The organism is Bacillus sp. 11B20 (assembly GCF_056098985.1).
The window spans coordinates 283,656-296,408 of sequence record NZ_JBLZWZ010000009.1; the positions used below are offsets into that span (position 1 = coordinate 283,656).

Genomic DNA, 12,753 nt, shown 5'->3' on the forward strand with positions numbered 1-12,753 from the left:
TATAAATGGAGGGGGTTTTGACTTCTTCTCTAACTGAAGGAGGAGGTTTTACAGAAATAGGATAAGTCAAATGAATTAGCCAGCGGATTTCGCTCAACAAAAAAAACGCTGCGTCCCGCTCTCATGAAAGAGTGGAACGCAGCGCATAGCTGACATTATTTATTCAAGTTATAGAATGTTGCAATGCCATGATATTGTGCTGTTTCAGCCAATTGATCTTCGATGCGAAGTAATTGGTTGTATTTCGCCACACGGTCCGTACGAGACGGAGCACCTGTTTTGATTTGTCCAGCGTTTGTTGCAACTGCGATGTCTGCAATTGTGCTGTCTTCTGTTTCACCAGAACGGTGAGAGATGACTGCTGTGTATCCTGCGCGTTTTGCCATTTCGATTGCATCAAATGTTTCAGTTAATGTACCGATTTGGTTTACTTTGATCAGGATTGAGTTACCAACGCCGTTTTTGATTCCTTCAGAAAGCTTCTTCGTATTTGTAACGAACAAGTCGTCTCCTACTAACTGAACCTTGCTGCCAAGGCGCTCAGTTAATAGTTTGTGACCTTCCCAGTCGTTTTCATCAAGGCCGTCTTCGATAGAGATGATTGGGTATTTCGATACCATATCTTCATACCAGTCAACCATTTCAGCAGATGTTTTCACAACACCTTCGCCTGATAAATGATATTTACCGTCTTCTTTGTTGTAGAACTCAGAAGATGCAGCATCCATTGCAAGTTTCACTTCTTCACCTGGTTTGAAGCCAGCTTTTTCGATCGCTTCAACGATTGTTTGAAGTGCTTCTTCGTTAGAACCAAGGTTTGGAGCGAATCCACCTTCGTCACCTACAGCTGTGTTTAAGCCTTTTGCGCTTAATACAGATTTCAGGCTATGGAAGATTTGAGCGCCCATGCGAAGTGCTTCACGGAAGTTTGGAGCACCTACAGGCATAATCATGAATTCTTGAATGTCTACGTTGTTATCCGCATGCTCTCCACCGTTGACGATGTTCATCATCGGTACTGGAAGCGTTTTGGAGTTAAATCCACCAAGGTATTGATAAAGTGGAATTTGTAAGAAATCAGCAGCCGCACGTGCTACAGCGATAGATACGCCAAGGATTGCGTTTGCGCCTAATTTCCCTTTGTTTTCTGTTCCGTCAAGTTCGATTAACATTTTGTCGATCGCTACTTGTTCTGTTACATCAAAGCCTAAAAGCTCTGGTGCAATGACTTCGTTTACGTTGTTTACAGCTGTCAGAACACCTTTTCCAAGGTAACGGTCTTTGTCTCCGTCACGTAGTTCTACTGCTTCATATTCACCAGTAGAAGCACCACTTGGAACAAGCGCACGGCCAAAGCCGCCAGATTCTGTGTAAACTTCTACTTCAACTGTTGGGTTACCGCGAGAGTCTAATACTTCGCGTGCATATACGTCAACAATGTATGGCATTTTTAATTTCTCTCCTTTTGAATCAATTTGTTATTTTTGAATCAATGATGTTCCTGTCATCTCTTTTGGTTTTTCAAGACCAAGTAAGTCTAAAAGCGTTGGAGATAGATCGGCTAAAATGCCGCCTTCTCTAAGCGTCGCACCTTTTTTCGTCACGATGACTGGCACAGGATTCGTTGTATGTGCAGTATGCGGCTTTCCTTCTTCGGTAATTAGCACGTCTGCGTTACCGTGGTCTGCCGTGATGATGGCATGTCCGCCTTTTGCCAGGATTGCGTCGACTACAGCTCCTAAGCACTCATCTACTGCTTCAATGGCTTTGATTGTTGGCTCAAGCATACCTGAATGACCAACCATATCCGGGTTAGCAAAGTTCAGAATGATCGCATCATGCTTGTCAGCATTGATGTCTGCAACAAGTGCATCCTTTACCTCGTAAGCGCTCATTTCTGGCTTGAGGTCATAGGTTGCGACATCTGGTGAATTGATTAAGATGCGGTCTTCACCAGGAAATTCTTCTTCACGGCCACCGCTCATAAAGAACGTCACGTGAGGATATTTCTCTGTTTCAGCAATCCGCAGCTGTTTCAATCCGTTTTGAGCAAGCACTTCTCCTACTGTGTTATCCAAATTCACTGGTTTGAAGGCAACATAGCCGTCAACCGTTTCACTGAAGTGTGTGAAGCAGACGAAGTGTAAATTCCTCGGATGAGCTTCTCCGCGGTCAAACGAGCGGAAATCTGCATTTGTGAAAGTGTTCGAGATTTGGATGGCACGGTCTGGACGGAAGTTATAGAAAATCACAGAGTCACCGTCGTTTACTTTGGCAACCGGCTCACCATTTTCTCTCGTAATAACAGATGGAATAACGAATTCATCGTAGATTCCATTTTCATAGGAGTCATCAACGACATCATAGATGTTTTGATAACTTGGGCCTTCACCATACGCCATCGCGCGGTACGCTTTCTCCACACGATCCCAGCGTTTGTCACGGTCCATTGAGTAATAGCGTCCAGAAAGTGTTGCCACTTCACCGACACCGATTTCTTTGATTTGTTCTTCCAGCTGTTTTAAGTACACTTTGGCTGTCTTCTGACCAACGTCACGTCCGTCCAAGAAGCCATGAATGTATACCTTTGTTAAGCCTTCTTTTTTCGCCAGCTTCAGCAGGGCAAAAAGATGCTGGATGTGACTGTGCACACCGCCGTCTGACAAGAGACCAAATAAATGAAGCGCCTTGTCATTCTCTTTTGCATAAGTCATTGCATCTAGGAACGTTTCGTTTTTCTCAAATTCCCCATCACGAATGGCAACATTCACTCTTGTTAAGCTTTGATATACAATGCGTCCTGCACCGATATTCAAATGTCCTACTTCAGAGTTCCCCATTTGACCTTCCGGGAGACCTACTGCCTCACCTGAAGCCGTTAAGGTTTGATGCGGAAATTCGTTCCAGTAGCGGTCAAAGTTCGGTTTTTTTGCTTGTGCGACAGCGTTACCGACTGTTTCGCCTCTTAAACCGAACCCGTCTAAGATGATTAATGCTGCTGGTTTCTTACTCATATTGACCTTCCTCCAATAATTGAACGAAAGACTGAGGTTCTAAGCTTGCGCCGCCTACCAAAGCACCGTCAATATCGGATTCTGCCATATATTCTTTAATATTTGCAGGCTTCACGCTTCCGCCATATTGAATGCGAAGGCTGTCTGCCGCTTCTTGACCAAATTCGCTTGCAACGGTTTGGCGGATGTGTGCGCAAACATCGTTTGCATCTTTCGCTGTAGAAGATTTTCCTGTACCGATAGCCCAGATTGGCTCATAGGCAATCACAGATTCAGCCACTTGCTGCTTCGTTAAACCAGCTAGTGCTTTCTTCACTTGATCAGCGACAAGTTCATTTGTTTTGCCAGCTTCACGCTCTTCAAGCGTTTCACCTACACAAATAATTGGAACGATGCCAAGCTTGAATGCTGCATGTGCTTTTTTGTTCACTGTTTCATCTGTTTCTGCAAAGAATTCACGGCGCTCTGAATGCCCAATCACTGAATAGCCGATGCCTAGATCTTTTAGAGCAGCAGGGCTGATTTCACCAGTGAATGCACCATTTTCTTCAAAGTGCATGTTTTGTGCACCAATTTTAAGGTCTGTTCCGTTTGAAAGGCTGTTTAGCTTTTCAAGGAAAAGAGCTGGCGCACAGACAATGGATTCCACTTTGTCAGGAGATGGAATAGATGACTTAACTTCTTCAACGAAGCTGACTGCTTCGCCAAGTGTTTTGTTCATTTTCCAGTTCCCAGCTATAATTGGTTTTCTCATGATTGACACTTCCTTATAGCAGTTTTGGTCTTATTTATCGTTTAATGCAGTAACACCAGGAAGTTCTTTGCCTTCCATAAATTCAAGTGAAGCGCCGCCGCCTGTAGAAATATGACTCATCTGATCGGCAAGACCAAATTTCTCAACAGCTGCTGCTGAATCTCCACCACCAATGACAGAATATGTATCTTTTGCTTCTGCCAGTGCTTCTGCGATTGCTTTTGTTCCTTTAGCGAATGCATCGATTTCAAATACACCCATTGGTCCGTTCCAGACAACAAGTTTGCTGTTTTTAATAACGTCAGCATACTTTTCTCTTGTCTCTGTTCCAATATCTAGTGCTTCTAGATCACTTGGAATTTCAGAGATTGGCACAATGCTTGTATTCGCATCATTTGAAAAGTCGTCGGCTACCAGAACATCTGTTGGAATCAGGAAGTTCACGCCTTTTTCTTTTGCACGGTCCATAAAGGATTTCGCTAAATCGACTTTGTCTTCTTCTAATAGAGATTTCCCTACCTCGTGGCCAAGTGCTTTCACAAATGTGTAAGCAAGTCCGCCGCCGATGATGAGGTTGTCTACTTTATCAAGAAGACTTTCAATCACACCGATTTTATCCTTTACTTTTGCGCCGCCGATAATCGCTGTAAATGGGCGATCAGGATTTGAAATGGCTTTTCCTAACACCTCAAGCTCTTTTTGCATGAGGAAGCCTGAAACAGCCGGAAGATAAGCTGCAATTCCTGCTGTCGATGCATGTGCACGGTGTGCAGCACCGAACGCATCATTGACATACACATCGGCTAAATCAGCAAATGCTTTTGATAATTCAGGATCGTTCTTTTCTTCACCAGGATAGAAACGAACGTTTTCAAGCACTAGCACATCTCCTTCTTTTAAGTCAGAGATTTGCTTTTTCACGTTGTCGCCGTAAGCTTCATCTGCTTTTTTCACTTCTTTTCCAAGAAGCTCTTGCAGACGTTTTGCCACAGGTGTCAGACGCAGTTCTTCAGTAACTTGACCCTTCGGACGACCCAAATGACTAGCTAGCAGTACCTTTGCGCCTTGTCCTGTTAAATACTCAATCGTTGGTAATGCTGCGCGGATACGAGTATCATCCGTCACTTCTCCGTCCTTCATTGGAACGTTAAAATCTACGCGGCAGAACACAACTTTACCTTTTACGTCAATGTCTTTTACTGATTTCTTATTCATGCTCGTCAGGAGATCCTCCTTTATTCTGGTTTCCTTACGCATTGGACAAGACTCTCTTTATCCTTTTCCCATTTTGCCCTCATCAAAACGAGAAATCGTGCAGAACGGATAAAAACAGAGAAAAAGGGAAAGGGATGCTTCCCCTTCCCTTGTCCGTCTTCATTATATCGTGTCTCTAGGAAAGAACCAAGTGAGTTCCTTCAGTGTGAGAAATTAAAGACCTTGTTTTGCAATGTAAGCTGCAAGGTCAACAACGCGGTGAGAATATCCACTCTCGTTATCGTACCAAGAGATCACTTTCACCATGCTGCCTTCCATCACCATTGTAGAAAGAGCATCGATTGTTGAAGAGTTTGCATTACCATTGTAGTCACCAGATACTAATGGCTCTTCACTGTAGCCAAGGATTCCATTAAGTTCTCCTTCAGCTGCTTCTTTAAGTGCTGCATTTACGTCTTCAGCTGTTACATCTTGGTTTAATTCAGCAACAAGGTCAACTAAAGAAACGTTAGGTGTTGGAACACGCATAGCGCCACCGTTTAATTTACCTTTAAGTTCAGGCAATACAAGTGAAACAGCTTTCGCAGCACCTGTAGAAGTTGGGATGATGTTTTCCGCAGCTGCACGAGCACGACGGTAGTCTTTGTGCGGAAGGTCAAGAATTTGCTGGTCATTTGTGTATGAGTGAACAGTTGTCATCATACCGCGTTTGATACCAAATTTATCGTTAAGTACTTTTGCAAATGGAGCTAAGCAGTTTGTAGTACAAGATGCATTAGAGATGACATCGTGGCTAGCTGCATCGTATTTGTCTTCGTTTACACCCATAACGATTGTGATATCTTCTTCGTTAGCAGGAGCAGAGATGATGACTTTTTTAGCGCCAGCTTCTAAGTGTTTCGCAGCGTCTGCACGTTTAGTGAAGAATCCAGTAGATTCAACAACGATTTCTACGCCTTGTTTACCCCAGCTTAATTTCGCAGGGTCACGCTCAGCTGATACTTCGATTGTTTTACCGTTCACTACTAAGTTTGTACCGTCTACAGAAACCTCTGCATCTAGTTTTCCGTGAACAGAGTCATATTGTAAAAGGTGTGCAAGCATGTTAGCATCTGTTAGATCGTTAACCGCTACTACCTCAACTTCAGGATTATTTAATGCTGCACGAAATACGTTACGTCCAATACGTCCAAATCCGTTAATACCGACTTTTACTGCCATGATGTTTCCTCCTTTTATAGGTCACAATGTTTTATATTGAGGGATCAATTGACTCCCTTAATAACTCTTTTGCGGCTCCTTCGTCTGTGACGAGAACCGTTCGGCGTGGTTTTTTGAAATAAGCTTCAATCGCCCCCGCCTTTGATGATCCACCTGCAACAGCAATGATGTGTGGAATGCTTTCTAGATCATCTAGCTGCATGCCGACGGAGTGCACTTTGTGTACGACCTCACCATCACGATTAAAGTAATAGCCAAAGGCCTCTGTCACTGCGTCATGCTCATCAATCTTTTTTAAATCTTCAGCTGGTGTATTTCGTCTCATCGCCATTGTTTTTGCTTCACCAATACCATGAATGAGCATCGTGGACGATTTAATCGTTTGAAGCACTTCTTTGACGGACGGCTCTTCAATAATGGAAGAGTAAGCACCTTCTGACAGCTGTCCTGGAACAAACAGCAGTTTGTAAGTACCAGAAGCTTTTTCAGCCATGTGGGCACAAATGGTGTTTGCCTGATTTTTTACATTCTCCCCAAGACCGCCTCTCGCAGGGACAAACATCATATCGCGGTTTTTAGCATCAGGGGTCATCATTTCGGCAACGGCTTCCATCGTCGTTCCGCCAGTGACGGCGACGATATTATTTCCAGTAAACCTTTTTTTCATACATTGGACAGCAGCTCTTCCCATTTCTTGCTTCACCCACGGGGATTCGTCACTGTCACCAGAAACGATAATGACTTCTTCCAGGCCTAACTTTCTCTTTAGTGTATTTTCCAAAAAGGTTAAACCTAAAACGTCCTTCATCATTCCTTCAAGCATTTCAAGCAAAGCGTGACCCTCACTCGTCAGCATCATGCCGCTCGTTTTGACATCCAGCAGATTTTGTTCTTTTAAAAACTGAACTTCAGCGCGTAAGATACGCTCACTGAGACCAAGACTCGTCGCAAGACTTCTGCGGCCAATTGGTTCAGCTAATCTAATGTACTGCAAAATGTCGTAGCGTTTTTGCATAACAATGAGAAGATCTGGCAATAATTTTTTTTGAGCTTCCAATAAACGATTCATGGCTAACGACCCTTTCTTTTCACGTTGGACTAAAAACGTCCCACTGTGACAAAAAACGTCCCGCCACAGCCAAAAAAAATCAATCCCTGCTTTCTTTAATTATTTTAACAGGATAATCTTGCATTTTCAACTCTTAGAAACACATTTAGACAAAAAATAGACACATTTTCACCGAAAGCCTGCTTGTCATCAAGGTTCTTGCGATGATATTTCTTTTCAAAATATTTATTTCCCTTTATATAGAATGAATAGACGATTGAAAATGTGCATGCTGGTGATATCAGCATGCACATTTTTTTCAGGTCCTGCTTATGTTTTTGTGATGGTTCCAAACTGTTTTGCCTCTTCCTTCGGTTTGATTTTAAGATAATAAATGATGTAGCAGGCGGCCATGAACGGGATTCCGCAATAAAGGCCGATCCGCTGATCCTCGATAAAAAATAAGCTGATGAGGACGATGCCAAATGCGATAAAGCCTGCTAATGGAACAAATGGATAGAGCGGTGTTCGGAAGACGAGATCCTTTACATCTCCGCCCTCCTTTATGAATTGTTTTCTAAAGAAATACTGAGACAAGCAAATGGACATCCACACCACAACAAGGACCATACCAGAAATCGAAATGAGCCACACATACACCGTTTTTGGTGCTACAACACTTGTAAGCAGAGATAGTGCAGATACACCCATTGTCACCAATAATGCATTGATCGGAATTTTACGCTTGGACAGTTTTTTCGTAAAGTTGGGTCCTTTTCCGTCTTTCGAGAGCGCCCAGAGCATACGTGATGATGCATATAACCCAGAGTTTGCTACAGATAAGACGGCTGTGATGATGATAAAATTCATGATATCTGCAGCATATGGTATGCCGACCTTGTCCAGCACGACGACAAACGGACTGTCGACGGTGCCTGCTGTCTGCCACGGAAGAAGAGCGGCCAGAACCGCAATGGATAAAACGAAGAAGACCATCGTTCTCCAAATAATATTTCGTATAGATCGCGGCAATGTTTTTTCAGGGCTTTCACTCTCTCCTGCGGCAATCCCTACAAGTTCTGTTCCTTGAAAGGAGAAATTGACCGTGACCATGGTTAATAAAATAGCAAAAACGCCGTTAGGAAATAGTCCGCCATGATCCGTCAAATGACGAAATAGAGGGGCTGGTTCTCCATCTTTCAGATGAATCATTCCGAAAATTGCGCCAATTCCAATGATAATAAATAATAGGATGGCAGCGACCTTAATGGCTGAAAACCAAAACTCGGTTTCAGCGAAGCTGCGAGCTGAGATGGCATTCACGGCAAATAAAATCACACTAAATGCAAGACACCACAGCCAAACAGGGATATCTGGGAACCACCTTTGGAGCAAAATGCCTGCTGACGTAAACTCCAGTCCAATTGTACATGCCCAGCTAAACCAATAAAGCCAGCCGATCATAAAGCCTGTGGACGGGCCTATATATTTGGTTGCATACTCCTGAAAGGAACCCGCTGTCGGCATCGCCACTGCTAATTCTCCAAGACAGAGCATCACCAAATACATTAACAATCCGCCAATAATAAAGGATAGAATGGCTCCCCCGGGTCCAGCCTGATGGATAATGAGTCCTGACCCAAGGAAAAGACCAGTACCAATGACGCCGCCTAAGGCAATCATAAAGAGATGCCTGCTTTTCATAGAACGTTCTAGTTCATTATGCTGTTCTTGCTTCAAATCCGCTTCCCCACTTTCACTCTTCTATTCATCATCCTTTGACAAAATTCGCTGTTCGTGGAAAGAGAAAGGGAGAAAGTGAAGGTTCTCCCCCTTTGACATTTATGCTTGAAATAATGCTTCAATATGACCAATCGCCCAGTCTAAATCTTCTTTAGAAATAGTGAGAGGCGGTGCAAAGCGGATGACGGTCTCATGGGTTTCCTTACATAACAGTCCTGCTTGTTTCAGCTTCTCACAATAAGGTCTCGCAGCCTCCGTCAGCTCCATACCGATAAATAATCCGCGACCGCGCACTTCCTTGATGACAGGACTTTGAATGCGCGTTAGTTTGTCTTTTAAGTATTCGCCAAGCTCCATAGAACGCGTTGCAAGGTTTTCGTCGATCAAGACATCCAGTGCAGCCAGCGACACCGCACACGCAAGAGGATTGCCGCCGAAGGTAGAGCCGTGAGATCCAGGGTTAAACACACCTAATATATCGCGGTTTGCGACTACACACGAGATTGGGAATACACCGCCGCCTAAAGCTTTCCCAAGAATCAGCATATCTGGCTCAATGTCTTCCCAGTCACATGCAAACATCTTACCTGTTCGCGCTAATCCGACCTGAATTTCATCCGCAATGAACAGCACATGTTCTTTTTCACAAAGCGCCTTCGCTTCCTTCAAGAAGCCTTCTGGCGGCATGACAATTCCCGCTTCTCCTTGAATAGGTTCGATCAGAAAGGCCGCTGTCTGTGGTGTGATGGCTTCACGTAACGCTTCAATATCTCCGTAAGGGATCAATTTAATGCCTGGAAGCATTGGACCGAAACCTCTTTGATATTCTGCTTCAGAAGAAAGAGAAACAGCTGTCATCGTTCTGCCATGGAAGTTTCCAACGCACGCAATGATTTCTGCGCGATTGTCTTCGATTCCCTTGACGTCATAGCCCCAGCGTCGTGCTGCTTTTACAGCTGTTTCTACAGCCTCAGCTCCAGTATTCATCGGAAGTGCCATCTCTTTATTCGTCAGTTGACAAATTTTCTCATACCAAGGACCAAGTTGATCATTGTGAAAAGCTCTTGAGGTTAATGTCACCCGGTCTGCCTGTTTTTTGAGTGCTTCAATAATGCGGGGATGGCGATGGCCTTGGTTGACTGCTGAATACGCACTCAGCATATCCATATATCGATTGCCTTCAGGGTCTGTCACCCAAACTCCCTCAGCCTCAGAAATTACTATTGGCAGCGGATGATAGTTTGCCGCTCCGTATTGTTCCGTTTGTTGAATCAATTCATTTGTCTGTGTCATCGTCTATTCCTCCTTCTATAAGCTAGCCTCTTTTATCTACACACATATGATATGCAAGGATCGTGCCAACTTTCTGTCCGCACCATGGCGATGATTGATCTGCTTCTTTATGCAAAATATTTTTGCACATGCCGAATTTTTTAGAGGAAACCGCAAAATTTTTCATGTAAAATAGAGGTAACGTCTGGAGGTGCCTCAATGAAAGAAGATCAGTATACTGCAAAGCTCGAAAATGAGATTGATCTGTATAAGCAAATGCTCGATTTAATAGATGTCGGGGTTCATGCAATTGACGAGAATGGCAATACCGTTGTTTATAATAAAAAAATGATGGAGATTGAGTCTTTGAAACGCTCTGATGTTCTCCATAAAAATGTATTAGACCTCTTCGTCTTCCAAGACGAAATGCACAGTACGCTCGTCCAAGCGCTGCGAACTGGGAAACAAACCGTTCATGCAAAGCAGACGTATCATAATTACAATGGAAAAGAAATCACAACGATTAATCATACATACCCGCTCGTTCGAGATGGCCTCATCCAAGGAGCGGTTGAAATTTCGAATGATGTGACCAAGCTGGAACGGCTGATTCACCACAATATGAAGAAAAAAGGAAGCACACGCTTTACCTTTGATTCCATTATTGGACAAAGCCCTGCGTTTTTAGAGGTGATTGAGCATGCAAAACGAGCAACACGCACCTCTTCCTACGTCCTCATTGTGGGAGAAACAGGGACAGGAAAAGAACTATTTGCTCAAAGCATTCATAACGGCAGCAGCCGGTCATCTGGACCATTTATTACCCAGAATTGCGCGGCACTGCCTGATAATCTCATTGAAAGTCTGCTCTTTGGTACACAAAAAGGGGCTTTTACCGGCGCAACTGATCAGCCCGGTTTATTTGAACAGGCGCAGGGTGGTACACTTCTGCTTGATGAGATCAACTCATTAAATCCTGGTCTTCAAGCAAAACTGCTGCGCGTATTACAGGAGAAGCGGGTGAGAAGGTTAGGCAGCACAAAAGAAATCGCCGTTGATGTAAGAGTCATTGCTAATATGAATGAGGACCCTGTGGATGCTATCGCAGGCGGACGCATGCGCAAGGATTTATTTTATCGGTTAGGTATTGTCACCTTATTTATTCCACCGCTTTCTGAGCGAAAAGAAGATATTCCTACGTTTGTCAGTCATTTTATTCAAAAATATAATGAGCTGTTTCAAATGGAGGTGAAGGCGGCTGACGAAGAGGTACTAGCCCTTTTTCAAGCGTATGATTGGCCGGGGAATGTACGGGAACTGGAGCATGTGATTGAAGCGGGAATGAATATGATGATGGATGAGGATTACTTAAGCATGCATCACCTTCCGTATCATTTTAGATTTAAGCACGGGGAAGGTCGTCCTGCAGCGCAATTACAGACGAATCCTTTGCAGCATACCACAGCAGCTGACACGTTTATTTATACAAGCCCAGAACATACGACTGATTTTCAAACCCAAATGGAACGATTCGAAAAACAATACATCGTCCATTACTTAGAAAAAATGGACGATAATATTTCACAGACTGCAAAGATATTGGGCATGAGCAGGCAAAGTCTGCAATATCGCATGAAGAAACTGCATATTTCTCGTTCATAATAGAGCTGTGCCCTCATTCGGCACAGCTTACTGTGGTTCTGACTGTCCTGCCGGTTCTTGACTCACATCACTCAGCAGTTTTTCTACATTTTTTAGATGCGTGAGCATCGCTCTTTCTGCTTCTTCTGGCTGTCTTGCCATAACAGCTTTGTAAATGTGTTCATGTTCTTTGTAAAGCTGCCGAATGGAGGCTTTCCTTGAAAACAAGACGACTTTTCTCGTTTCCCGCATTGTTTCTACCAGCAAGGTGGAGACCTGATTCATTAACGCCTTTAATAAATCATTCTTTGAGGCTTTGGCTAAAGCAAGATGGAAGGAGAGGTCTGCCTCTTCACCAATTTCTTTATGTGCTTCTGCGAGTTTCATTTGTTCGAGTGCCTCACGCAGCTGATGAAGGTCATCGTCCGTTCGCAAAAGCGCTGCCTTTTTGACAGCACCCGTCTCAATAATGGTTCTTAATTCAAGGAGCTGCGTGATATCATGCTGCTTCATCAAAAATGCAGGAGACAGACTAAATGTGAGCTGCTCAGGATCGAACTGCTTCACATACGTGCCTTCCCCTTGCTTCATCTCTATTAATCCGATCGCTTTAAGAGCAGACAGTGCCTCTCTTACAGCGGAACGGCTGACTTGAAAGCTTTCTGAAAGCGCTTGAACCGAATCTAATTTTTCCCCCGGAAGAAGCTCACCTGTACGAATGGATTCAATTAATGCATCCGCAATTTCTTCATATATTTTTTTCGTTTTGATTTGTTTATATTTCAATTGGTCTCACCTCATCACTGTTGTCTATCCCTATCGGCTCATGCCCTATCTTATACTTT

10 protein-coding genes are annotated in these 12,753 nt (G+C 43.7%); 1 reads left to right on the forward strand and 9 read right to left on the reverse strand.

Annotation, left to right across the window (positions count from 1 at the left end; all coding sequences use genetic code 11):
- Window positions 1-155: 155 nt before the first annotated feature.
- The 8 genes from eno to ACN6NB_RS15690 form a co-directional block, all read right to left on the reverse strand.
- A complete protein-coding gene (gene eno, locus ACN6NB_RS15655) occupies window positions 156-1,448 on the reverse strand; it encodes a phosphopyruvate hydratase (protein WP_474253424.1) in 1,293 nt (430 codons plus the stop codon).
- A 30-nt stretch (window positions 1,449-1,478) separates the two neighbouring features.
- Window positions 1,479-3,014, reverse strand: coding sequence for a 2,3-bisphosphoglycerate-independent phosphoglycerate mutase (gene gpmI / locus ACN6NB_RS15660; RefSeq protein WP_059377572.1), 1,536 nt, complete (start codon window positions 3,012-3,014; stop codon window positions 1,479-1,481).
- Window positions 3,007-3,768: a triose-phosphate isomerase gene (gene tpiA, locus ACN6NB_RS15665; protein WP_268473756.1), complete on the reverse strand. Its 762-nt coding sequence runs from the start codon at window positions 3,766-3,768 to the stop codon at window positions 3,007-3,009. Before tpiA ends, gpmI begins: the two co-directional genes overlap by 8 nt.
- A 30-nt stretch (window positions 3,769-3,798) precedes the next feature.
- Window positions 3,799-4,983: a phosphoglycerate kinase gene (locus ACN6NB_RS15670; RefSeq protein ID WP_024426073.1), complete on the reverse strand. Its 1,185-nt coding sequence runs from the start codon at window positions 4,981-4,983 to the stop codon at window positions 3,799-3,801.
- Window positions 4,984-5,196: 213 nt separating this feature from the next.
- Window positions 5,197-6,204, reverse strand: coding sequence for a type I glyceraldehyde-3-phosphate dehydrogenase (gap, locus tag ACN6NB_RS15675; protein WP_012011304.1), 1,008 nt, complete (start codon window positions 6,202-6,204; stop codon window positions 5,197-5,199).
- Window positions 6,205-6,235: 31 nt separating this feature from the next.
- On the reverse strand, window positions 6,236-7,273 hold the full coding sequence (locus tag ACN6NB_RS15680) for a sugar-binding transcriptional regulator (RefSeq protein WP_039181517.1): 1,038 nt from the start codon (window positions 7,271-7,273) through the stop codon (window positions 6,236-6,238).
- A 309-nt stretch (window positions 7,274-7,582) separates the two neighbouring features.
- Complete coding sequence (locus ACN6NB_RS15685) at window positions 7,583-8,956, reverse strand: amino acid permease (RefSeq protein ID WP_058837626.1); 1,374 nt, start codon at window positions 8,954-8,956, stop codon at window positions 7,583-7,585.
- A gap of 138 nt (window positions 8,957-9,094) precedes the next feature.
- The gene (locus ACN6NB_RS15690) at window positions 9,095-10,288 is read right to left on the reverse strand and encodes an ornithine--oxo-acid transaminase (RefSeq protein ID WP_474253425.1); all 1,194 of its coding nucleotides are present in this window, start codon (window positions 10,286-10,288) and stop codon (window positions 9,095-9,097) included.
- 198 nt (window positions 10,289-10,486) lie between these two features.
- Here ACN6NB_RS15690 and ACN6NB_RS15695 point away from each other — a divergent pair, with 198 nt between their 5' ends.
- Complete coding sequence (locus tag ACN6NB_RS15695) at window positions 10,487-11,929, forward strand: sigma-54 interaction domain-containing protein (RefSeq protein WP_411262531.1); 1,443 nt, start codon at window positions 10,487-10,489, stop codon at window positions 11,927-11,929.
- Between the two features lie 27 nt (window positions 11,930-11,956).
- On the opposite strand, the gene ACN6NB_RS15700 is transcribed toward ACN6NB_RS15695, so the two are convergent.
- Complete coding sequence (locus tag ACN6NB_RS15700; protein ID WP_058837601.1) at window positions 11,957-12,694, reverse strand: FadR/GntR family transcriptional regulator; 738 nt, start codon at window positions 12,692-12,694, stop codon at window positions 11,957-11,959.
- Window positions 12,695-12,753 lie beyond the last annotated feature (59 nt).